Consider the following 21,871-nt stretch of genomic DNA (forward strand, 5'->3'; position numbering starts at 1 on the left):
CATGACCACCAAGACCGTCGCCGACAAGCTGCTCGTCAAGCCGCGGACCACTGTCTGGATCTCCGACGGCGAGCACCGCCCGCTCGTCGAGCCACTGCCCGAGGGCGCGCGGCACGTCGACGACCTGGGCCAGGCGGGCGTCGCGGTGCTGTTCGCCGCCGACGCCGCCGCGGTCCGGCGGCTGCTCGACGAGCACCGCGATCAGCTGGCCCGGCCCGCGGCCCTGTGGGTGGCCTACCCGAAGGGCAACAAGGCCGACATCAACCGCGACACGCTCTGGCCCATCGTCGCCGAGTACGACCTGCGGCCGAACGGGCAGGTGGCGGTGGACGAGGTCTGGTCGGCGCTGCGCTTCCGTACGCTCAAGGAAGGCGAGCCGCCCTTCACCGGTGGCCGGTAACCCCGTGGGGCCAGGCACTGGTGTCGTCCGCCTGCTTGAAGAGCTGCGGGTTGAGGCGCATCAGCAGGCCGTCGCAGCGGCAGGGCGAGCCGCACCGGTGGCAGTGGCAGTCGCCCGCCACCGAGGCCTGTTCCCAGTATCGGCGGACGGTGGTCACCGGCTCCCAGCCGGCCGCCTTCAGCACCCCGTCGGCACGCCCGGGCCGGTCGCGTAGCCACACCATCGCGTACGCCTCGGTGCACCGCTCCCTCAGCCAGGCGGTGCGCTGGACGGCGAGGGCGGTGCCGAGGCCACGACGGCGCACCGACGGCACCACGGCCATGGTGCTCAGGATGCCGACGCGGCGGCCGTCGGCGGACGGCGGCGCGGGGGAGAGGATCCCTTGCGGCATCGGGGCGATGAACGCGCGATATTCCTCGTCGTCGATCACCTGGGCCAGGGCCGCGCCCACCGGCGTCATCGAACCCTGCGGGAAGGCCGCCAGGAACTGCACCCTCTCGTCATCGCGCATGTGCCGCAGGAGCCGGTCGACGGTGAGCACGCCGTGGCCGAGAGCGGCGTTGACGACGGCCGCGGCCGCCGCGACCCCCCGCTCGTCCCCGAGGTGGAGCCGGGCGATGAACCAGCCGGGCGGCGTGCTGGGCGAATGCATGAGAGTCACGGTCCTCGTTATATCTGGGTACCGTTCTCGAATTCAGGTGAACGAAATTCACGTATCTCCAGCATAGTACTATGCCTAGAGTGGTTTGTTTCCGATCCAGGAGATACGCATGCGGCAGAACCCGGCACGACGAGCGGCACTTCTTGACGCCGCCATTGAGGTACTGGCCCGCGAAGGGGCGCGCGGGCTGACCTTCCGTGCCGTCGACGTCGAGGCGCAGGTGCCCAACGGCACGGCCTCCAACTACTTCGACAACCGCGACGACCTGCTCACCCAGGTCGGTCACCGCTTCTACGAACGGCTGGAGCCCGAGGCCACGATGGTGGCCACCGCGCTGGAGGGACCACGCGACCGCGATCGGGTCACCGAGCTCATGCACGATCTGGTGGACCGGATCAGCCATTTCCGCTCCGGCTACCTGGCCCTGCTCGAACTCCGCCTGGAGGCCACGCGCCGCCCCGAGCTGCGCCGCCTGCTCACCGAGCGCATCCGCGCCGACGTCGACGCCAACATCACCTCTCACCAGCAGTCCGGCCTGCCCGGCGACGCGACCACCGTGGTCCTGCTCTACCTGGCACTCAACTGGCTGATCCTCGAACGGCTCACGCTGCCCGACGTCTTTCCCGAGAGCCAGATCCACGACCTGGTCACCGACGTGGTCGAGCGCGTCCTGCCCGGCCCCGGACGTTAGCCGCGCGTCAGCCGAGCCAGTGTCCGTCACGCATGAGGTCGCGGCCCTCCAAGTCGTCGGCCTCTCGCCAGGCCTGCAGCCGCTGGGGCTGGATCCGGAAATAGAGGTAGGGGCTGCTGAGCCGGCGCGGGTCGAAGCCGGTCTTGGCGGCGAAGGCGTCGCCGATCTGGTCGGAGATCTCGCCGGCCGGGACCGCCTGGACGCTTCCCTCGATGAGGACCACATCGCGGGTCGGGCCGATGCCGAGACGGACCTTGCCGGTGGCCTGAAGGTTTCGGCTGGTGGGGCTGGCGGCCGGAGTGGAGATGAGCAGGGTGGCGCCGTCCCAGAGGAAGGACAGCGGCACCATGTACGGCGTCCCATCTCCGCCATCGGCCGTGGCCACCCAGGCGTCGACGTCCTGGGCGAGCCGGTCGAGGGTGTCCTGCTTGCGCTGATGCAGGGTACGGGGCGAGTCGCTCATCGGAAGAGGTCCCTTCATGCTCAAGATCGATGCTTGACCTTACAGAACGACCCGAGCGCCGCCTCACCGTACTGCCCACCGGGGCTCCTGGCAGACTGAGACGGGCGGGAATCCGTCGTCCCGGGCAGCCGGCGAGGAGGATCGGTGCGTTACGTGTTGATGTTGTGCAGCGACGTGTCCGACGAGACGGTCGCCGGGCAGGATCCGGATATGGTCGGCTGCGGCGGCTGGACCGAGGACATGGAGCGCCGCGGGATCCTGCGGGGTGCGATGGGGCTGCGGCCCGCCAGCGACGCGACGACGTTGCGCGTACGCCGTGAGGAGGTGCTGCTGACCGACGGGCCGTTCGCCGAGACCAAGGACCAGATCGGCGGGTTCAGCGTGATCGACTGCGCCGACCTCGACGAGGCCATCGAGCTGGCCGCCGCCCACCCGTGGGCGCGCGTGGGACAGATCGAGATCAGGCCGGTCTGGCAACCGTGACGGATCCGGTCACCGCGGCGGTCGCGAGCGCGTTCCGGCAGGAGTGGGGACAGGTCGTCGCCACGCTCATCCGGATGACCGGCGACTGGGACCTGGCCGAGGAGTGCGCGCAGGACGCCTTCGCCGCGGCGCTCGAACGGTGGCCGCGCGACGGAGTGCCGCGGCGGCCGGGCGCGTGGCTGACCACGACGGCCCGCAACCGCGCGCTCGACCGGCTGCGCCGCGACGCCGTCGGGGCCGAGAAGCTGCGGCAGCTGGAACTGCTCGACGCTCCGGACGGGGAGGGGAGCGGCGACGAGAGCGGGGTGGGTGATGACCGGCTGCGGTTGATGTTCACCTGCTGCCATCCCGCGCTCGCTCTGGAGGCGCAGGTGGCGCTGACCCTGCGTACGCTGGCCGGGCTGACGACGGCCGAGATCGCGCGGGCGTTCCTGGTCACGGAGGAGACGATGTCCAGGCGCCTGGTCAGGGCCAAGTCGAAGATCCGCAACGCCGGCATCCCCTACCGGGTGCCGCCCGCCCACCTGCTGCCCGAGCGCACGACGGCCGTGCTGGGCGTGGTGTACCTGCTGTTCAACGAGGGATATTCGGCCAGCGCGGGCGCCGATCTGGTGCGGCGCAACCTGTGCGGCGAGGCCATCCGCCTGGCCAGGGTCCTGGCGCGGCTGATGCCCGGGGAGCCGGAGATATGCGGGCTGCTGGCGCTGATGCTGCTGCACGACGCCCGGCGGGCCACCCGGGTGGACGCCGCCGGTGTGCTGATCACCCTCGAACACCAGGACCGCCGCCGTTGGGACACCGGCGAGATCGCGGAGGGCGCCGAGATTCTGGAGCGGGCGCTGCTCGAGGGCCGTCCCGGCGCGTACCAGGTGCAGGCGGCCATCGCGGCCTGCCACGCCACCGCGGCCGAGGCCGCCGACACCGACTGGGCGCAGATCGTCGCCCTGTACGACCGGCTGGCGCTGCTGGTCCCCTCACCGGTGGTACGCCTGAACCGGGCGGTGGCCGTGGGCATGGCCGAAGGTCCCCTGGCCGGGCTGGCGCTGGTGGACGGCCTGGCGGAGTCGGGCGAGCTGGACGGCTACCACCTGCTGCCGGCCACGCGCGCCGACCTGCTGCGGCGTCTGGGCCGCGACGGCGAGGCCGCCGACGCCTACCGCCGGGCGCTCGACCTGGCCGCCAACGACTCCGAACGCCGCTACCTGGCCGGACGGCTGGCCGAGGTCAGCTGAGGGGCCGCGGGTGTCGGTTCCGGCCCGTCCCGTTCGTCGGTGAGGCGAGATGACTCGGCAGAAGGAAAGAAGGAGTCTCATGCACACCGTGTTCTCAGCCGACGGCACCCGCATCGCCTACGACCGGTCGGGCAGCGGCCCGGCCCTCATCTATGTGACCGGCGCGCTCTGCGGCCGCTCGACGGGTGCGCCGCTGGCCGCGCTGCTGGCGCCGTACTTCACCGTCTTCACCTATGACCGGCGCGGGCGGGGAGACAGCGGCGACACGGCGCCGTACCAGGTCGAGCGCGAGGTGGAGGACCTGGCGGCGGTCATCGCCGCGGCCGGCGGGGCCGCGGCGGTGTACGGCATGTCCTCGGGGGCGGCGCTGGCGTTGCGGGCGGTCGCCCAGGGGGTGGCGATCACCAGGCTGGCGCTGTTCGAGCCGCCCTACAGTCCCGACGACGCGGACCGGCAGGCGCGGGCCCGCGCCTACGAGGCCGAGCTGACCGAGCTGCTGGCCGCGGGGCGGCGTGGGGACGCGGTCGCGCTGTTCATGACCACGGTGGGGCTGCCGGCGGAGCTGATCGGCGGGATGCGGGGCGCGCCGATGTGGCCCGCCCTGGAGGCGCTGGCGCCCACCCTCGCCTACGACGCGGCCGTCATGGGCAACGGCTCCACGGGCAGCGCGTTGCCCGTGGAACTGGCGGCCAAGGTGGGCGTGCCCGTCCTGGTGGCCGACGGCGGCGCCGGCTCGGCATGGATGCGCGACATGGCGCGGCGCCTGGCCGACGCGCTTCCGGAAGGGCGGCACCGCACGCTGGAGGGCCAGACGCACGACGTGGATCCGCAGGTGCTCGCCCCGGTGCTGCGGGAGTTCCTCAGCGATCTCACCGTATGATCGCCTGATGTCCAAGGACCTGCTGGCCAGGGTGGCCCAATGATCACCTCCAGGGAGCTCAACCGGGCCACGCTGGCCAGGCAACTCCTGCTCCAGCGGCACGCGATGCCGGCGATACAGGCGGTGGAGCACCTGGTCGGTCTGCAGGCGCAGGCGCCGTTCCCGCCGTACTTCGGGCTCTGGTCGCGTCTGGAGGGATTCCGGCCCGAGGAGCTGGCGGGGCTGCTGACCGGGCGTGAGGCGGTGCGGATCGTGCTCATGCGCGGCACCGTCCACCTGGTCAGCGCCGCCGACTGCCTGACGTTACGGCCGCTGACGCAGCCGCAGCTCGCCAAATACCTGAACAGCGCGTACGGCCGGCAGCTGGCCGGTCTGGACCTGGCGGCGGTCGTCGAGGCGGGCCGCGAGGCGCTGACCGGCGAACCCCTCACCGCGGCCAAGCTCGGCACGCTGCTGGCCGGGCGCTTCCCCGGCACGAACGCCGCCGACCTGGCACAGATCATGCGCATGCTGGCGCCGCTGGTGCAGGTGCCGCCCAGGGCGGTGTGGGGCAAGGCCGGGCAGACCGCGTACGCGACGGCCGAGTCGTGGCTGGGCCGCGAGCTGCACCCCGCCCCGTCGCTGGCGGATCTGGTCATGCGCTATCTGGCCGCGTTCGGGCCCGCGACCGTGGCCGACGTACAGGCGTGGTCGGGGCTGACCGGGCTGCGCGAGGTGGTCGAAGGGCTGCGGCCGCGGCTGGTCGAGCTGGACAAGGGGCTGTTCGACCTGCCGGACGCGCCCCGGCCCGGCCCGGAGGCGGAGGCGCCGGTGCGGCTGCTGGCGCCGTTCGACAACGTGCTGCTCGGCCATGCCGACCGCACGCGGATCATCTCCGACGAGCACCGCAAGCGCGTCATCACCATCAACGGGCAGGTGCTCGGCACGGTCCTCGTCGACGGCTTCGTGCGAGGGGTGTGGAAGCGGGACAAGCGGGTGGTCAGCGTCGAGATGTTCGCGCCGGTGTCGCCGGGACAGGCCCAGGAGATCCGGGAGGAGGCGGCCAGGCTGCTCGCCTTCGCCCAACCGGGCAAGGCCGGCGAGGTCAGAGGGATCTGATGGCGGTTTTCCGTAGTAGCTGTTGAGGGTTCCCGCAATGTGCCGAGGGGGCACTGTCCCTAGCGTTGACGCGTGCTCCTGAACACCCTCGCGGCGCTCTGCCTGGCCGTACTTCCCCCACTTCCCGCCCCGCCCACCCCCACCTCGATCGACGGGTTCATCGCCCAATATCGTGAAGCGACCGGATTGCCGGGCGTAGCGGTGGTGGTCACCAAAGGGAAGCAGGTCGTCCACGCCGCGGGCTACGGCCGGACCGCGACAGGCGAGCCGGTGACCGCCGACACCCCCATGGCGCTCGCGTCGGTCAGCAAGTCCTTCACCTCACTGGCCGTCCTGCAACTGGTGGAGAAGGGCCAGGTCGAGCTCGACCAGCCGGTCCGCGGTTACCTGCCGGAGTTCCGGATGACCGATCCCCGGGCGGCCGACATCACGGTGCGCCAGCTGCTCAACCAGACGTCGGGCATGGCCGACTCGACCTTCCACGAGAAGAGCCTGCCCCAGCCCGACTCGCTCCAGGGCTCGGTGATGCGGCTCAGGGACGCGCGGCTCGCCTCGAAGCCGGGCACCGCCTTCAGCTACCACAACACCAACTATCAGGTCGCCGCCCGGCTGGTCGAGGTGGTGAGCGGCGAGCCGTTCCCGGGCTACCTCAAGACGCACGTGTTCACGCCCCTCGGCATGCGCCACAGCAGCACGATCGACACCGATCGGGACCTGCCGGGCAGCGCCCGTGGTCACCTCTACCTCCTCGGCCAGGCGATCGCCGTGCCGGAGCCGCACGGCTTCGGCAACGGCTCCGGCGGCGTGCTCAGCAGCGCCGGCGACATGGCCCGCTGGCTGATCGCCCAGAACAGCGGCGGCATCCTGTCTCCCGCGAGCGTCAAGGAGCTGCGCACGCCCTCGGCCCAGAACCCGGACTACGCCCTCGGCTGGGAGCTCGACCGGACCGCGGGCGGCACTCCCGTCGTACGCCACGGCGGCGACCTGTTCACCTCCACCGCCCAGCAGCTGCTGATGCCCGAGTCCGGTTACGGCGTGGCGGTCATGGCCAACACCGGCATGGCCTTCGCCGACAGCGCCGCGCTCATGGACGGCCTGGTCGCCCTGATCGAGGGCCGGCAGCCGGAGCCGCCCTCCTCGCCCTTCCTGGCCACCGACCTGGTGTTCACACTGCTGACGCTGGCGACCGTCGCGCTGGCGGTGCGCGGCATCGCCCGCTCCCGGCGCTGGGCCGCCCGCCGGACGGGCTGGCAGCGATGGCGGCTGCTGCCGTACTTGTTGCCGCTCCTCCTGTGTACGGCCATCGTCCCGGTCTTCCGGGTGCTCGCCCGAGGCAGCGACATTTCCTGGATCCAGGTGGCATATCTCTACCCGACGTTCATGATCTGGCTGGTGACGGCCGCTGCGGCGGGGACGGCCCTGGTGGTCGCGCGCCTCTGGCCGCCACCCTCATGATGGCCTTCCTCTGTCCTCGCTGCTGCCGGCCACGAGCTACCCGTTCCACCCGCAGGCGGGTGACCTCTCCAGCGGAGCGGGGGGCCGCCGGAGAGCCGGAGTCAGTTGCCCACGCCAAGGTGGGACATGAACGCGGACGGGTATCGGTCGCCACGGGCGGCGCCCGGCGGCACCGCCTTCTCGATGTCGGCGAGGTCGTCCGCGGTGAGGTTCAGATCCATCGCGGGCAGCGCCTCGGCCAGCCGCTCGCGGGTGCGCGCGCCGACCAGCGGCACGATGTCCTCGCCCTGGGCGGCCACCCAGGCGATGGCCAGCTGGGCGACGGTGCGGCCCTTCGTCTCGGCGACCCGGCGCAGGGCCTCCACGAGGGCGAGGTTGTGTTCCACGTTCCCGCCGGCGAAGCGCGGGCTGAAGCCGCGGCTGTCGCCAGGCCCGGCGGTGTGGCCGGCGGCCCAGTGCCCGGAGATGAGGCCGCGGCCGAGGACGCCGTAGGCGGTCAGGCCGATGCCGAGCTCCCGCAGCGTGGGCAGCACCTCCGCCTCCACCGCGCGGGAGATCAGCGAGTACTCGATCTGCAGGTCGGCGATCGGGTGCACGGCGTGCGCCCGGCGGATCGTCGCCGCGTCGACCTCCGAGAGCCCGATGTGGCGCACGTGTCCGGCGTCGACCATCTCCTTGATCGCGCCCACCGTCTCCTCGATCGGCACCGCCGGGTCCAGCCGGGCGGGGCGGTAGATGTCGATGTGGTCGGTGCCCAGCCGGGTCAGCGAGTAGGCCAGGAAGTTCTTCACCGCCTCGGGACGGCTGTCCTGGCCGCCGAACTCGTGGCCCGGCCCCCGCAGCATGCCGAACTTGACGCTCAGCGCGTAGCTGTCGCGATCCCGGCCGCGCAGCGCCTCGGCCAGCAGCAACTCGTTGTGGCCCATGGCGTAGAAGTCGCCGGTGTCGATCAGGGTGACGCCGCTCTCCAGCGCGGCGTGCACGGTGGCGATGCTCTCCGCGCGGTCGGCCGTGCCGTACGCGCCCGACATGCCCATCGCGCCCAGGCCCAGCGCGGACACGGCCGGTCCGGTGCGGCCCAGGGTTCGTCTCTGCATCACGTACTCCCTCGTTGTCGATGTCGTCTCCAACCTTGGGCCCGAGCCGGGACGGGCGGGAGCGGAGCGTTCATCGTGGGAGAGCCGCTCCCTGGATGGGCTCGCCCGCCGCGAGAGACCATGGGGTCATGCAACGTGACCAGCTCGCCGACTTCCTGCGCCGCCGCCGCGAGGCGATCCGCCCGGCCGAGGTGGGCCTGGCGGACGGCCCGCGCCGCCGTACCGTCGGCCTGCGCCGGGAAGAGGTGGCGATGCTCGCCGGCATGTCGGTGGACTATGTCGTACGCCTCGAGCAGGGCCGCAGCAGTCAGCCCTCGACCCAGCTGCTCGGCGCGCTGGCCCGGGCGTTGCGCTTGTCCGACGACGAGCGCGACCACCTGTTCCACCTGGCCGGCCACCGGCCCCCGCCCGCCGACGGGGTGGCCCGCCTGGCCCGCGCCGGCCTGATGCGCATGCTCGACCTGCTCGGCGACACCCCGGCCCTGGTGCTGTCCGACCTGGGCGAGGTCCTCGCCCAGAACCGGGCGGACGTCCTGCTGATGGGCGACCACACCGGCTTCTCCGGCGACCGGCGCTATGTCGTACACCGCTGGTTCACCGAGCCCGCCGCGCGCGCCCTTTGCCCGCCCGAGGAGCAGGAGTATCAGGCCCGTCAGCTCGTGGCCGACCTGCGCGCGGCCGTGGGTCGCCGGTCCGGTGACGCCGCGGTCGCCGGGCTCGTCGACCGTCTGCGGGCCGCCAGCGCCGACTTCCGGCGACTCTGGGCCGAGCACGAGGTGGCGGTCCGGCGCGCCGACCGCAAGACCATGCTGCACCCGCGGGTGGGCCGCCTGGTGATGGACTGCGAGACCCTGGTCACTCCCGACCAGGGTCAGCAGCTGCTGGTGCTCACCGCGGCGGACGCCGAGACCCGCGAGCGGCTGGAACTGCTGCGAGTCCTCGGTATCGAGGAGTTCCCCGCGAGGGCAACGGACACGCCCGCACGGTGAAGCGGCCGATCAACGGCACCGGCTCGGCATTCGGCGAAGTGACCGTCCCCAAGCTGCGGAATCGCGGGGTGGCCGACGTGCGGGTCCGCGGCGGCCCGGAACCGGAGGCCGCCGAGGCATCGGCCGCGTGGCCGGCGGCAGCACCGCGACGTCATCCGGGCCGGCCGGGCCGCCTCGGACGGCTCGGCCTGCTCGCCAGGCCTACTGAGGCCGGACGTTGTGGTTGCGGGCGAACAGATTGCCGGGGTCGTACTGACGCTTGACCGCCGCGAGCCGCTCGTAGGTCCGCCGCGGATAGATCGCGGCGACATCCTCCTCGGTGGCGGAGGTGAGGAAGTTGGCGTAGGCGCCGTTGACGTGCGGTGCGAGTCTCGCCCAGATCGCGTCCAGAGCAGGACGCGCGGCCTCGACGACCGGCTGCGGCCCCAGGATGGTGGTCACGACCATCAACTCCGCCCGGCGATGCGCGTAGGCGGTGGCATCGTCGGGGACGCGGGACACCGCACCGCCGACGCCGCGCACGGCGATGAACGGCGACCCCTGCGCCGCCCCGACCTCGACCAGGACCCGAAGGAGCTCGGGCACCGACGCCTCCTCGACGAATGCGCTTCGGGTGACCAGCTGGATGCCCGGCGGCGGGGTGGCGCCGTCCACGAGCGTGTCCCCATAGGGCCGCAGCGCGACATCGTCGTCGATCACCGTGCCGAGCCGCCGGAGCGGATCGATGGCCTGCGCCGCGAGATCCGGGTCATCGCCGTCGAAGGCGACGCGGATCTCGACCGGCGCTTCGGGCCCGCCCGCGAAGGGATTGGCGAACTCCACGACGGAGGTGAGCTCTTCGGGGGCCGTACGGAGGTGGTCCGCCCAGCCCTGGAGCACGGTGGCCGCCTGCGAGGCCGGGAAGGCGATCCTGCCGTAGAAGACGTCCGTCGTCGGGTGGGCCGCGAACTCGAAGGCGGTCACGATCCCGAAATTGCCGCCGCCACCGCGCATCGCCCAGAACAGCTCCGGGTTCTCCTCCTCGCTCGCCTGTACGACCTCCCCGCCGGCCGTGACCACCTGCGCGGCGACCAGATTGTCCAGTGCGAGGCCGTACTTCCTGACCTTCCAGCCGATGCCACCGGTCAACGTCAGCCCGCCGACACCGACGCCCTTGGTGTCGCCGGAGGAGATCGCCAGGCCGTGCGGGGCCAAGGCGGCCACGACCTGGCCCCAGGTGGCGCCGCCGCCGATCCGTACGAGGTGACGCTCCTTGTCGATGACCTCGACGTCCGCGAGCCTGCTCAGGTCGATCACGACGCCGTCGTCAAGAGTGCCGAAGCCCGCGAAGCTGTGGCCGCCGCCTCGCACGGACAGCGAAAGCCCGGCGCCGGCGGCGAATGTGACACCTGCTCGGACGTCTTCGACGCTCTTGGGCCGCAGAACACAGGCCGGACTGCCCGAAGCCAGTATCGAGCGGCTGGCCGAGGTGTACTCGGCCGCGCCCGGTTCGATGATGTCGCCGCCGAAGTCACGACGAAGGGTTTCAAGACGCATGACATTCCTTTTCCGCAATAGCCGGGCTGGTGGTGGTCGCTCCGGGTGGTGGGGCGGCCCGGATGGACGGGATCCCGGGCCGCTGGGGATCGGCCTGCCGGTCAGTTCGCCATGGCGTCGAACATGCCGGGCTGGTAGGAGCCCCCGGGGTTGCGCACGATCACGTTGAGCCGGTTGTTGGCGTTGATCATGGCGATGAGGGAGACCAGCGCGACGATCTGGTCGTCGTCGTAGTGCTTGCGCGCCTTGGCCCAGGTGTCGTCGGACACGCCGTGGTGGGTGTCGGCGAGCCGGGTGCCCTCCTCGGTGAGCGCCAGCGCGGCCTGCTCGGCCTCGGTGAACACGGTGGACTCGCGCCAGGCGGCGACCAGGTGGAGCCGGACCGCGCTCTCCCCGGCGGCCGTGGCGTCCTTGGTGTGGTAGTCGACGCAGAAACCGCAGCCGTTGATCTGGCTGGCGCGCAGCATCACCAGGTCCTGGATGGTCTGGGGGAGCGGCGACTGCTGGATGGCCAGGGCGACGTTGTAGATCCGCTTGGCGATCTTGGCGCCGAGCTCGTTGGCCATCAGGTCCATACGCTGTTCCATGATGTGGTCCTCATTCGTGCTGGTGCGTGCCGCGTCGATCGTCGGCGCGGCGTCCTGGCGAACAAGAGATCCCGGCCACCCGATCCGTGTGACAGCGCGGCGATGTGACGTGCATCACCGATCGGGGGTGTCACAAAGCGGTGGGGAGCGGGATCTCATGTACGGCACGGTCGAGAACGAACAGGCGGGAACCAGCGATGAGCGAACACAGCGAGAAACCGACGGACACGGCAGGGCCCCTCGCTGGTGGCAGCCGCATGGACTCCGTCGTGGACCCGGCCACTGAGGCGTTCCTCGCCCACCGCAACCTGCTCTTCACGGTCGCCTACGAGATGCTCGGCTCGGCCGCCGACGCCGAGGACGTCCTTCAGGAGACGTGGCTGCTGTGGGCGGGCGTCGATCTGGGCACAGTCCGGGATCAGCGTGCCTACCTGGTCCGGATCACCACACGGCAGGCGCTGAAACGGCTGCGGACGCTCGGCCGGCGCAAGGAGTCCTACGTCGGCCCCTGGCTGCCCGAGCCGCTGCTGACCGCGCCGGACGTGGCCGAGGACGTCGAGCTGGCCGACAGCGTCTCGACGGCGATGCTGCTGGTGCTGGAGACGCTTCAGCCGACCGAGCGGGCGGTGTTCGTCCTGCGTGAGGTCTTCGATCTGGACTACGACGAGATCGCCGAGGCCGTCGGCAAGAGCCCGGCCGCGGTCCGCCAGATCGCCCACCGGGCCCGGGGGCACGTCGCCGCGCGCCGGCCACGCGACGTCGTCTCCCCGGCCGAGACCCGAGCCGCGCTCCAGGCGTTCCAGAGGGCGGTCGAAACGGGTGATCTGCAGCGGCTGCTCGACATCCTCGCGCCGGATGTCGTCCTCCTGGCAGATGGCGGCGGAGTCAAGCTGGCCGCGCTGGCGCCCGTCGTGGGGGCCGACCAGGTGGCCCGTGTGCTGGGTAACCTCACCCCCGTGGCGTCGCTGCAGCCGGCACAGGTCAACGGCCATCCGGCACTGATCGTCCGGCTCGACGGCGAAATCGACACCGTTGTGACGGTGCGCATCGGCAACGGTCTCATCACCGGGCTCTACGCCGTACGCAATCCCGAGAAGCTGTCGCGCATGGAGTGGGAGACCACGGTGACCCGCTGAGCCAGGGGGCGAGGACCGTACGGGCCGTAGGAGCCGCAGGCCACCGAGGCCCGGCGGGGCGCGCCTCAATGGCCGTCGGCGAGCAGCACCGGAGGCGTCGGTGAAACGGGCTCGTTCCTACGCGACCGTGAGCACGATCTTGCCTCGGATGTGCCCTCGGGCGGCGCGTTCGTGCGCCGCCCGCGCGTCCGCGAGCGGGAACGTGCTGTCGATCGCGACGCGAACCGTGCCCGCGTCGAGCAGGCGTCCCAGTTCGGCGAGCTGCGCACCGTCCGCGCGGACCTGGGTGGCCGAGACCGTGACGCCCAGCTTCGCGGTCTGTTCGTCATCGAAGTCGCCGGGGAAGACCGGGTACAACGCGCCGCCGCGCCTGAGCGTGCGCAGGAAACGACCGCTGTCGCGGCCACCGACGGTATCGAGCACGAGATCAAGGTCGTGCAGGAGTTCCTCGGGACGGCTCTTGGTGTAGTCGATGAACTCGTCGGCGCCGAGCTCGCGCAGGAACGACTCGTGCGCGCCCGATGCCACCGCGATGACGCGCGCACCTCTCCACTTCGCGAGCTGCAGCGCGAGGTGTCCCACGCCACCCGCGGCGCCGTTGATGAGCACCGTCGTCTCAGCGTTCAGCGCCATCGGGCGATGGCGCGCCGCTTGGAAGGGCGAGGGATGATCGTGCCCGAGCTCGATCAGGAACTGCCACGCGGTGAGCCCCGCCATCGGCGCCCCCGCGGCGTGCACGTGATCGACGCGAGCGGGCTTGCATGCGAGGTCCGAGGCGGGCGCGGCGACGTACTCGGCATAGGCGCTGCCCTCGAAACTGGGGAAGCGAAGGAGGCCGAAGACCTCGTCGCCGACGGAGAGGCCGTCCACATCCGCGGCGACGGCCGCGACGACGCCCGACACGTCCGTTCCCGGGATCATGGGCAGGCTCAGCTTCGGCCTCATGTCAGGAGGCACGTTGGACATTCCCTCGCGCACGTACCAGTCGGGGGGATTGATGCCAACCGCGTGAACGCGAACGAGCACCTCACCCGGTTTCGGCTCGGGGATCGGCACCTCGTCGTAACGCAGCACCTCAGGGCCACCGTGCTCATGCAGCCGGATGGCCTTCATCGTGTTCGTCGGCATAGCTGTCGCCTTTCACCGCAGATGGGATATCGTTTTCGGAGCAGTGCTCCAAATATATGCGGGGCACTGCTCCGCTTGTCAACTCAGGAGGCATATGCGAGCCGACGCCAGGAAGAACTATGACCAGCTGCTCTCGGTCGCGCGTACGGTCGTGACCGAGCAAGGCGCCGACGCGTCGCTGCGCGACGTCGCCCGCAGGGCCGGCGTCGGGCTCGGCACGCTGTACCGTCACTTCCCGACGCGAGAGGCGTTGCTCGAGGCCATGCTCCGCGCGAGCTTCGACGAGCTGGCGGCACAGGCGAGCGAGCTCGAAACCTCGCCCTCGCCCGGGGATGCTCTCGTCTCGTGGCTACGCGACTGCGTCGCGACCACCCATGAGTATCGCGGCGTTGTGGCGCTGATGGTGGCCGCCATGGAGGACGCCGAGTCGGCGCTTCACGCTTCATGCGTCACGATGCGCGCGGCAGGCACGCGGCTGCTCACCCGCGCCCAGGCCGCGGGCACAGCACGGACCGACATCGACGGCACCGACCTGTTCGCGCTGGCCGGGGCTCTCGCGTGGCTCAATGATCAACCCTCGCTCGCGCGACGCGCCGACCACCTGTTCGGCGTCATCGCGAGCTCGATTCTGACCGGCGCGGGAAGCGGCGACGCCGAGGGGAGAACGCCGCCCTCGGGACCGTAGCCGAAAGCGTCACGTACGTGGAAGCCGCTTGCGCCCGCAAGATCATCCCAGTGAACATTTACTTGTGATGGCGAAGAGCAAACAGGCGCTGCTCGACGCGAGGGCCGAGGTGTTCGCCCGCCACGGCTGAAGGGCACCCGGATCCGCGAGATCGTCGAGCGGGCCGGCGTCAACGAGCGGATGATCTACGACCACTTCGGCAGCAAGGAAGGGCTCTACCGGGCGGTCCTGGACGAGCAGAGCAGAGACATGGGAGCGGCGTGGCGGCCGGTTCTGGACCGGTTGACCGGCCAGGATCCGGTCGAGGCCACGCGCGTCGCGTTGCGGGCGTTCTTCGACCTGGTCTGCGAGCGCCCCCTGCTGGTGCCGCTGCTGCTGCACGAAGGGCTGGGCGAGGGAGAGATCCGGCCGCCGATCGAGCCGGCGGATCTGCCCGCCCCGTTGCGCGAGGTGTTCGAGCGCGGGCAGCGGGAGGGGGTCTTCCGGGCCGATGGCGACTTCGAGCTGTTCTACGTCAACGCGATCTTCCTGCTGACCGTGCTTCCCGCCCTGCCCCGGCGGCTGACCGCCCTGGCCGGCGCCGGCACCGGGCAGGCACGGGCGCGGCACTACGGGCGCGACGGCGCCTTCACCGACCAGCGTCCGGCGCCGTACTGGCAGACCAGCCCGGCCGAGCCGCACCCGCAACTGCTGCTGCCGCAGTGGCGCACCGAAGCCATCCTGCGCTCCCTGCTGGGCCGCCTGGGCCTCACGCGCCCCCGACGCCCCCCTGCCGCGACGCCACGGGGGCCACCGTGCGGCTCTTCGACATCTTCCGCGGCCCGCACTTCACCCCTGTGGGATTCGGCCTGAGCAGCCGAAGCCCGCTCGACGCCGTACGCGACGCCTGGCCCGGCCCCCTGCGTACCTGCCTGATCGCCGAAGCAGGCACGCTCACCGACGACAACGGCCACGCGGCCGACGCCTACGGCATCACCGGGGAGGCCATGGTGCTCGTACGTCCCGACGGCCATCTCGCCCTGACCGTCGAAGCCCACGAGAGCGCCGCCGTGCTGAACTACCTCGAGGCGTTGAAGGCCCTGCCGCCAGGACGGTGAAACAGCTCGGGGCCGCGACGGTCATGCCTGGCCGAGGTCGGCGCAGTGGGTGATCGTCGCGTCGTCCGCCGCCACCGCGTGGCGCGCCTCCGCCTGCCGTACACGATGGATGATCTCGGCGAGTCCGCTCGCCGCCAGGACGGCCATGACCTGTGGCCAGTCGGCGAGCTGGAACCGGTCCACGATGCGGCTGGCTCCGTTGCTGAGCAGGACGGCGCCGGCCAGCTCGGAGATCGGACAGCTTCCAGTGATCGCCTCGTCCGCCGCGCGGGGGTCGTCCTTGGCCACCCAGAAGCCGCCCGGTCGGTTCCGGTGGGCGCGCAGGTCTCGGAGGATGCGGTGGTAGTCGTCGCCGCCCTCGGCGGCGGCCTTGAGCGCGGGCTCGTACGACCGGCTGATGATCACCTCGCGCGGGTCGGAGACGACGAGCGGCGCATCCTCAGCCCTGTCGAGCACGAGGACCGCGTCGCCGAGCACCAGGTACTCCAAGAGGCCGTCGGACAGGCGCAGGACGGCCACGGCCGCCGACGGGCTGATGGGATCGGCGACGTCGCAGGTGTCGCGGTGATCGTCGGTCACCTGCTCGATGGCGGCGGCGAGCAGCGCCGGAAGGCCGCGGTCCCCTACGAGCGGCAAGAGGCTGAGCAGGCTGCCTCCCAGGCGGCCGGCGTACCAGGCCACGCCGTGGCGGCAGGTCGATTCGCCGCCGGGGATGCCGGCGCCGTCGACCAGCACCGCCGCCGTCGGTACGGCGCCGGTGAAGTCCTCGTTCGCGCGGCCGGTCCCTTTCGCGACGCTCGTCATCGTCACCCGCATGTCCTGGCGCCCTCCCGTCGTTGTCTGCTCAGAGTCGTGACCAGCGCAGCCACCCAGGTCACGTGAGGTGCGGCAGGCCGCAGGCGAGGTCGTGTTCCAGGGTGCGGGCGTAGGACTCGACGGCGGCGACGATGTCTACGCTGTCGGGGTCGAGCAGCCACTGGGTCTGCAGGCCGTCGAGGGTGGCGAGGATTTCGGTGGCCTTGGCCGGCGGGTCGATGTCCGGGCGGGCGACGCCGGCGGCCTGGGCGGAGCGGATGTTGTCGGCCACGATGGCGCGCATCGCCCGGTAGCGTTCGACGAAATGTTCGTGGCCGGGCGAGCCCGGCTCAAGGCTCTCGGCCACCAATACCGTGAACAGTTTGGCCAGCCCGGCCCGCTGCTTGTTGCGGCGCGCGAACTCCGGCAGGGCCCGAAGCCGCCCGGAGGGCTCCATGCCGAGCAGTTCCAGGGCGAACGCCTCGCTGTCCAGGTCGCGCCGCTCGATCACCGCCAGCAGCAGGCCCGCCTTGCTGCCGAAGTGGTGCAGCAGACCGGGCTCGGTGATGCCCGCCCGGGCCGCGACGTCGGCGAGCGAGGTGCCGCGGAAACCGCCGCGGGCGAACATCTCGCCGGCCACCGTGATGATCTCTTCCCGCCGCAGGCGAGCGCGTTCCTGCCTGCCGGGTCCTTGCCTGCTCGGGGTCACGGTGTTAAACCTAACCCAACTCACCTACCGAGTACTAGGTAAGTGAACCCCTCTCCGGTACGAGTAGCGAGGTGCGACGATGCCGCCGAGACCCCACCGCATCCGGCCCCTACTGATCATCGCCGTCGCCCTGCTGGGCGGGCTCTGCACCGGTTCGCCGGCCCAGGGCGCGCAGCGGGAGCCGGTCATCCTGGTTCACGGCTGGAACGGCTCGCCCACCGAGTTCACCCAGATGCGGACGGCGCTGGAGCAGGCCGGCTACCCGACGTACGCGATCGACCTGCCCGGCGAGGAGAACCTCGCCAACGCCCAGGCCATCGCCGACCTGGTGGAGCAGGCCCGGAGCGAGCACGCCGGCAGCAAGGTCAGCCTCGTCGGGCACAGCATGGGAGGGCTGTCGGCACGGCATTACCTGAAGTTCCTCGGCGGCGCCGGCAAGACGCTCAGCTACATCTCGATGGGCACCTCGCAGCTGGGCTACTGGCCCGCCTGCCTGCTGCCGGCCGGGCAGGGCGGGCAGATGTGCCCGACCAGCGGCTTCATCGGCCGGCTCAACAGCGGCGACCCCACGCCGGACCCGGTCAGGTACACGTTGCTGACGAGCTCGCTCGACGAGACGCGCAACGACGTCATCGCCGGTGTCTGGTGCCGGGCCGAATTCGCCGGCGTGCCGCACGCCGACGAACCGACGTCACCGGTGTTCATCGACGCCGTCCTCAGCGCCCTTGACGGGCGATGCCCGTCCTAGTGCCCGCTATAAATGCGATCGCTGATCAGGCGTGCGGCCTACTACTGTCGCGCGGGTGGGAAGTGATCCTCTGCCGTTGCTGTGGCTGTGCGGGCCGTCGGGTGTCGGGAAATCCTCGCTCGGCTGGGAGGTGTTCGCCCAGCTGAGCCGGGGCGGCGGCCGGGCGGCGTTCGTCGACGCCGACCAGATCAGCCTGTGTCACCCTCTGCCGGAGAGCGGCACCCATCGGATCCGGGCGCGGAGCCTGGCCGCGATGTGGCCCAACTTCCGGGAGCAGGGGGCACAGTGCGTGGTCCTGTCGGGTTTCGTCGACAGCGCTGAGGAGATCAGCGAGTACGCGCGGCGTCTCCCGGACGCCGCCTTCACCGTGTGCCGGCTGCGCGTGAGCACCGGTGAGCTCAAGGAGCGCTTTCTCGGCCGGGGATGGCGTCCCGACCTGGTGGCGGAGGCCCTCGCCGAGGCGGCGGCGCTGGAGCGCAGTGACTTCGCCGACCTGTGCCTGGACACCGGCGGGCTTACCGTGCCCGAGGCGGCCCGGATGGTCCGCGAGCGGGCCGGTGGATGGCCGCCTCTCGGCTCTGGTGGAGGGTCGCCTCCCGGCCCGCCCGTCGGCTCCGTTTCCCGCCCGGCCGCATCGCTCGCCTTTGACCCGGTCCCGGTGCTGTGGTTCTCCGGCGCCACCGCGGTGGGGAAGTCGACCGTCGGCTATGAGGTCTTCTCGCAGATCGTCCGGACCGGCGTACGAGCTGCCTATGTGGATCTCAAACAGATCGGCGCGTTACGTCCCGCCGCGGACGACGACCCGGACGGCCATCGCCTCAAGGCGCGCAATCTCGCGGCCCTCTGGGCCGGATACCGCGAGGCCGAGGCCCGGTGCCTGGTCGTCTCCGGGCACGCCGACGGGGACGACATCGTCCGCGACTACGCCGAGCTGCTTCCCGGAGCGGCGCTGACGGTGTGCCGCCTGCACGCCGAGCCCGCGACGCTGGCCGAGCGCGTCACGCTGCGCGGCCGGGGAGGGGGGCCGGCGATACCGGGCGATGAGCTGAAGGGGCTGGGCCCCGAAGCCCTGCACCGCGTCGCCGAACGGGCGGCGCGCGAGGCCTCGGCGCTCGACCGCGCCGGAGCGGGTGACCTGCGTATCGACACGGAAGACCGGTCGGCGCAAGAGGTGGCCGAAGAGGTTCGGGCGCTCATCGGCGACTGGCCGAACTGAGCCGAACCGAACGGCGCCGAGCGCCAGCAGTTGACATCCGCCACCCCCATAGGATAGTTGTGCTATCCAATGCTAGATAGTGCAACTACCCAATGGGGAGATGTAGTGGAGACGAGCATCGTTCTGGTGGTGGCCCTGCTGGGCTTGCGCGCGCTGGGGGCCTTCGGGGTCGGCCGGTTCGCCTCGTGGCCGGTCAGTGCGGCGCATGCGCTGGCCGTCATGCTCTTCATGACGGCCAGCGCGCACTTCGTCCCGGACAGCGTCACGGTCATGCCCACCCACGGAGACCTCGTCCGCATGGTGCCGCCCTTCGTGCCCTTCGCCGACGCGGTGGTCTACCTGACCGGCGTGCTGGAGCTCATGGGGGCGGTGGGGCTGATCATCACCAGGACGCGCTGGTCGGCCGGGATCGGGCTGGTCGCTCTCTTCGTGCTCCTGCTGCCGGCCAACATCTACGCCGCGCTGGCCGACGTGCCCTTCCACGGCGGCGAGGCGTCCCCCTTGTGGCTGCGGGTTCCCGAGCAGGTTCTCTACATCGCCGTCGCGCTCTGGGGCATCCGCTCGGCGCCGCGCGGGTGGCCGCTGCCGCTTCGCCTGGGTTACGGCACGTCGTAGGTCATGTCGTACCTGGCGGCGATGAGGTCGAGCCTTCCACCCCCCGCCGCCTTTCGCGATCCTTTCGAAAACGTGCCCAATACCCTGTTGACCGTGTAGGGAATTGGTGGATACGTGAAGGGATGAGCCTCTGGACCCCGGACCCCACGTTCTATCCTTCGCCCAGGGACGCGGCCGGCGCACCCGCCGAGAAACTGGCCTACGTCGCCGCCTTCGACCGGTCGGCGACCAGGCCGGACGCGCTGGCCGTACTCGACACCGACGCCGCCTCACCGCACTACGGCCAAGTGGTGGGCTGGAGCGACCTGCCCAACACCGGCGACGAGCTGCACCACTTCGGCTGGAACGCCTGCAGCACCGCGCTGTGCCCCAGCGCCCCGCACCCGCATGTCGAACGCCGCTACCTCATCGTGCCGGGACTGCGCTCCTCACGCATCCACGTCTTCGACACCAAGGACCGCATCAGCCCGCAACTGGTCAAGGTCATCGAGGCCGACGAGCTGGCCAAGCGGGCCGGCTACTCCCGGCCCCACACCGTGCACTGCGGGCCCGGCGGGATCTACCTGTCCGCGCTCGGCGGCGCCGACGGCAACGACGGGCCCGGCGGGATCGCGCTGCTCGACCACACCACGTTCGAGGTGCTCGAGCGCTGGGAGGCCGACCGGGGGCCGCAGTACCTCGCCTACGACTTCTGGTGGCACATCAACCATGACGTGCTGATCACCTCCGAGTGGGGCACCCCGTCGATGGTCGAGAACGGCGTGGTGGGGGAGCTGCTGCTCGGCCGCAAGTACGGCCACAAGCTGCACTTCTGGGACCTGCGCAAGCGCAAGCACGTCCAGGAGGTCGACCTGGGCGAGGAGCACCAGATGGTCCTGGAGCTGCGCCCGGCGCACGACCCCACCCGCACCTACGGCTTCGCCGGAGTCGTCACCAGCACCGCGGACCTGTCGGCCTCGGTCTGGCTCTGGTTCCACGAGGACGGCCGCTGGCAGGCCCGCAAGGTGATCTCCATTCCCGCCGAGCCCGCGAGCGCCGACCTGCTGCCGCCCGTCCTGCGGCCCTTCGGCGCCGTGCCACCCCTGGTCACCGACCTCGACCTGTCGGTCGACGACCAGCGCCTGTACGTCTCCTGCTGGGGCACCGGCGAGATCAAGCAGTACGACGTGTCGGACCCGGCCAACCCCGCCGAGCTGGGCTCCCTCAGGATCGGCGGCATCGCCCGGCAGACGCCCCACCCCGCCCAGCCGTCACTGCCGCTTCGGGGCGGCCCGCAGATGGTCGAGATCAGCCGCGACGGCCGCCGCGTCTACCTCACCAACTCCCTGTACGGCGCCTGGGACGACCAGTTCTACCCCGAGGGCGTCGGCGCCTGGATGGCCAAGATCGACACCGAGTCCTTCACCTTCGACACCCGCTTCTTCCCGCACGGCGAGGCCTTCCGCGGCCTACGCCCCCACCAGGTACGCCTGCAGGGCGGCGACGCCTCCTCCGACTCCTACTGCTACCCGTGACCATCGCCACCGTGCTCTTGCTGGGCGCCTTCCACGGCCTGAACCCGGCCATGGGCTGGCTCTTCGCCGTCGCCCGCGGCCTGCAGGAGCGCAGCAGGGACCTGCTGCTGCAGTCGCTGCCGGTCATCGCGCTGGGCCACCTGGGCTCGGTCGCCATGGTCGCGCTGGTCGTCGGCGTCACCGGCTCGCTGGTCACCGGCCGGGTGCTGTCGATCGGCGGCGGGGTGGTGCTGGTCGGGTTCGGCCTGTGGCGGCTGCTGTCCACCCGGCACTTCCGCTGGGTGGGGATGCGGCTGTCGCTGTGGCAGCTGGCCGGCTGGTCGTTCCTGATGTCCTCGGCCCATGGCGCCGGCCTGATGCTGCTGCCCGTCTTCACCGGCCTGCACGCTCCCGGCCACGAGGGGCACGCCCTGACGGGCGGGCTGGCGGTGGCCGCGCTGCACACGCTGGCGATGTTCGCGGTGGCGGGCGTCATCGCCGTGGTGGTGTACGAGGTGGCCGGGCTCACGGTGCTGCGGCGCGCCTGGTTCAACCTGGACCGCATGTGGGCGCTGGCCCTCGTGGGCGCGGGGGTGATCACCCTGGTCCAGGCCTGATCGCCTGCTGCTCCTGGAGAGTTGTCACATCGGTCGTGTCCGGTTGGTCAGTGCTATGAC

Annotated in this window: 25 protein-coding genes; 17 read left to right on the forward strand and 8 right to left on the reverse strand. The window is 71.3% G+C overall.

Annotated features, from left to right (window positions below):
* Position 1 precedes the first annotated feature (1 nt).
* Entirely contained in the window at positions 2-400 is a 399-nt protein-coding gene (locus LDL49_RS20385) for a hypothetical protein (protein WP_225292688.1), read from the forward strand.
* On the opposite strand, the gene LDL49_RS20390 is transcribed toward LDL49_RS20385, so the two are convergent.
* Positions 384-1,052 (reverse strand): GNAT family N-acetyltransferase, encoded by a 669-nt coding sequence (locus tag LDL49_RS20390; protein WP_225292983.1) that lies wholly within the window; start codon positions 1,050-1,052, stop codon positions 384-386. The genes LDL49_RS20385 and LDL49_RS20390 overlap by 17 nt on opposite strands.
* 118 nt (positions 1,053-1,170) lie before the next feature.
* Between LDL49_RS20390 and LDL49_RS20395 the strand changes: the two genes are divergently transcribed.
* Positions 1,171-1,752: a TetR/AcrR family transcriptional regulator gene (locus tag LDL49_RS20395; RefSeq protein WP_225292689.1), complete on the forward strand. Its 582-nt coding sequence runs from the start codon at positions 1,171-1,173 to the stop codon at positions 1,750-1,752.
* A gap of 7 nt (positions 1,753-1,759) precedes the next feature.
* Here the strand turns inward: LDL49_RS20395 and LDL49_RS20400 are convergent, their stop codons facing one another.
* Entirely contained in the window at positions 1,760-2,215 is a 456-nt protein-coding gene (locus LDL49_RS20400) for a pyridoxamine 5'-phosphate oxidase family protein (protein ID WP_225292690.1), read from the reverse strand.
* A 144-nt stretch (positions 2,216-2,359) separates the two neighbouring features.
* On the opposite strand from LDL49_RS20400, the gene LDL49_RS20405 reads away from it, so the two are divergent.
* From LDL49_RS20405 to LDL49_RS20425, 5 genes are all read left to right on the forward strand, one after another.
* On the forward strand, positions 2,360-2,698 hold the full coding sequence (locus tag LDL49_RS20405) for a YciI family protein (RefSeq protein ID WP_225292691.1): 339 nt from the start codon (positions 2,360-2,362) through the stop codon (positions 2,696-2,698).
* Positions 2,695-3,930 carry an RNA polymerase sigma factor gene (locus tag LDL49_RS20410; RefSeq protein ID WP_225292692.1) on the forward strand — a complete coding sequence of 412 codons (1,236 nt, stop codon included), beginning with the start codon at positions 2,695-2,697 and terminating at the stop codon, positions 3,928-3,930. Before LDL49_RS20405 ends, LDL49_RS20410 begins: the two co-directional genes overlap by 4 nt.
* Before the next feature lie 79 nt (positions 3,931-4,009).
* Positions 4,010-4,810, forward strand: coding sequence for an alpha/beta fold hydrolase (locus LDL49_RS20415; protein ID WP_225292693.1), 801 nt, complete (start codon positions 4,010-4,012; stop codon positions 4,808-4,810).
* A 39-nt stretch (positions 4,811-4,849) separates the two neighbouring features.
* The gene (locus LDL49_RS20420) at positions 4,850-5,908 is read left to right on the forward strand and encodes a winged helix DNA-binding domain-containing protein (RefSeq protein ID WP_225292694.1); all 1,059 of its coding nucleotides are present in this window, start codon (positions 4,850-4,852) and stop codon (positions 5,906-5,908) included.
* A 72-nt stretch (positions 5,909-5,980) separates the two neighbouring features.
* Positions 5,981-7,363: a serine hydrolase domain-containing protein gene (locus LDL49_RS20425; protein ID WP_225292695.1), complete on the forward strand. Its 1,383-nt coding sequence runs from the start codon at positions 5,981-5,983 to the stop codon at positions 7,361-7,363.
* A gap of 101 nt (positions 7,364-7,464) precedes the next feature.
* Here the strand turns inward: LDL49_RS20425 and LDL49_RS20430 are convergent, their stop codons facing one another.
* Positions 7,465-8,460 (reverse strand): aldo/keto reductase, encoded by a 996-nt coding sequence (locus LDL49_RS20430; protein ID WP_225292696.1) that lies wholly within the window; start codon positions 8,458-8,460, stop codon positions 7,465-7,467.
* A 128-nt stretch (positions 8,461-8,588) separates the two neighbouring features.
* Here LDL49_RS20430 and LDL49_RS20435 point away from each other — a divergent pair, with 128 nt between their 5' ends.
* On the forward strand, positions 8,589-9,449 hold the full coding sequence (locus LDL49_RS20435) for a helix-turn-helix transcriptional regulator (protein WP_225292697.1): 861 nt from the start codon (positions 8,589-8,591) through the stop codon (positions 9,447-9,449).
* A gap of 201 nt (positions 9,450-9,650) precedes the next feature.
* Here the strand turns inward: LDL49_RS20435 and LDL49_RS20440 are convergent, their stop codons facing one another.
* Together LDL49_RS20440 and LDL49_RS20445 are read right to left on the reverse strand one after the other, a co-directional pair.
* Positions 9,651-10,985, reverse strand: a complete 1,335-nt coding sequence (locus LDL49_RS20440; protein ID WP_225292698.1) for an FAD-binding oxidoreductase — start codon at positions 10,983-10,985, stop codon at positions 9,651-9,653.
* A gap of 101 nt (positions 10,986-11,086) precedes the next feature.
* The gene (locus LDL49_RS20445; protein WP_225292699.1) at positions 11,087-11,572 is read right to left on the reverse strand and encodes a carboxymuconolactone decarboxylase family protein; all 486 of its coding nucleotides are present in this window, start codon (positions 11,570-11,572) and stop codon (positions 11,087-11,089) included.
* A 257-nt stretch (positions 11,573-11,829) separates the two neighbouring features.
* Between LDL49_RS20445 and LDL49_RS20450 the strand changes: the two genes are divergently transcribed.
* Positions 11,830-12,708, forward strand: a complete 879-nt coding sequence (locus tag LDL49_RS20450) for an RNA polymerase sigma-70 factor (RefSeq protein WP_225292700.1) — start codon at positions 11,830-11,832, stop codon at positions 12,706-12,708.
* 117 nt (positions 12,709-12,825) lie between these two features.
* Here the strand turns inward: LDL49_RS20450 and LDL49_RS20455 are convergent, their stop codons facing one another.
* Positions 12,826-13,836, reverse strand: a complete 1,011-nt coding sequence (locus tag LDL49_RS20455) for an NADP-dependent oxidoreductase (protein WP_225292701.1) — start codon at positions 13,834-13,836, stop codon at positions 12,826-12,828.
* Positions 13,837-13,930: 94 nt separating this feature from the next.
* Between LDL49_RS20455 and LDL49_RS20460 the strand changes: the two genes are divergently transcribed.
* The 3 genes from LDL49_RS20460 to LDL49_RS20470 all read left to right on the forward strand — a co-directional run bounded on the left by LDL49_RS20460 (position 13,931) and on the right by LDL49_RS20470 (position 15,618).
* Complete coding sequence (locus LDL49_RS20460) at positions 13,931-14,521, forward strand: TetR/AcrR family transcriptional regulator (RefSeq protein WP_225292702.1); 591 nt, start codon at positions 13,931-13,933, stop codon at positions 14,519-14,521.
* 141 nt (positions 14,522-14,662) lie between these two features.
* Positions 14,663-15,373 (forward strand): TetR/AcrR family transcriptional regulator, encoded by a 711-nt coding sequence (locus tag LDL49_RS20465; protein WP_225292984.1) that lies wholly within the window; start codon positions 14,663-14,665, stop codon positions 15,371-15,373.
* Positions 15,358-15,618, forward strand: a complete 261-nt coding sequence (locus tag LDL49_RS20470; RefSeq protein ID WP_225292703.1) for a hypothetical protein — start codon at positions 15,358-15,360, stop codon at positions 15,616-15,618. The genes LDL49_RS20465 and LDL49_RS20470 overlap by 16 nt, the downstream gene beginning before the upstream one ends.
* 21 nt (positions 15,619-15,639) lie before the next feature.
* Here the strand turns inward: LDL49_RS20470 and LDL49_RS20475 are convergent, their stop codons facing one another.
* Together LDL49_RS20475 and LDL49_RS20480 are read right to left on the reverse strand one after the other, a co-directional pair.
* Positions 15,640-16,428, reverse strand: a complete 789-nt coding sequence (locus LDL49_RS20475; protein WP_225292704.1) for an integrase — start codon at positions 16,426-16,428, stop codon at positions 15,640-15,642.
* Between the two features lie 64 nt (positions 16,429-16,492).
* Entirely contained in the window at positions 16,493-17,122 is a 630-nt protein-coding gene (locus LDL49_RS20480) for a TetR/AcrR family transcriptional regulator (RefSeq protein ID WP_225292705.1), read from the reverse strand.
* A 79-nt stretch (positions 17,123-17,201) separates the two neighbouring features.
* Here LDL49_RS20480 and LDL49_RS20485 point away from each other — a divergent pair, with 79 nt between their 5' ends.
* The 5 genes from LDL49_RS20485 (at position 17,202) to LDL49_RS20505 (ending at position 21,811) form a co-directional block, all read left to right on the forward strand.
* The gene (locus tag LDL49_RS20485) at positions 17,202-17,870 is read left to right on the forward strand and encodes an esterase/lipase family protein (RefSeq protein ID WP_225292706.1); all 669 of its coding nucleotides are present in this window, start codon (positions 17,202-17,204) and stop codon (positions 17,868-17,870) included.
* 55 nt (positions 17,871-17,925) lie between these two features.
* Entirely contained in the window at positions 17,926-19,086 is a 1,161-nt protein-coding gene (locus LDL49_RS20490) for a nucleoside/nucleotide kinase family protein (RefSeq protein WP_225292707.1), read from the forward strand.
* 105 nt (positions 19,087-19,191) lie between these two features.
* Positions 19,192-19,701 (forward strand): DoxX family protein, encoded by a 510-nt coding sequence (locus LDL49_RS20495; RefSeq protein ID WP_225292708.1) that lies wholly within the window; start codon positions 19,192-19,194, stop codon positions 19,699-19,701.
* Positions 19,702-19,823: 122 nt separating this feature from the next.
* Entirely contained in the window at positions 19,824-21,215 is a 1,392-nt protein-coding gene (locus LDL49_RS20500; RefSeq protein ID WP_225292709.1) for a selenium-binding protein SBP56-related protein, read from the forward strand.
* Positions 21,212-21,811: a hypothetical protein gene (locus tag LDL49_RS20505; protein ID WP_372470382.1), complete on the forward strand. Its 600-nt coding sequence runs from the start codon at positions 21,212-21,214 to the stop codon at positions 21,809-21,811. Before LDL49_RS20500 ends, LDL49_RS20505 begins: the two co-directional genes overlap by 4 nt.
* Positions 21,812-21,871 lie beyond the last annotated feature (60 nt).

The sequence above is a fragment of the Nonomuraea aurantiaca genome, assembly GCF_020215705.1.
Taxonomy (GTDB): Bacteria; Actinomycetota; Actinomycetes; order Streptosporangiales; family Streptosporangiaceae; genus Nonomuraea; species Nonomuraea aurantiaca.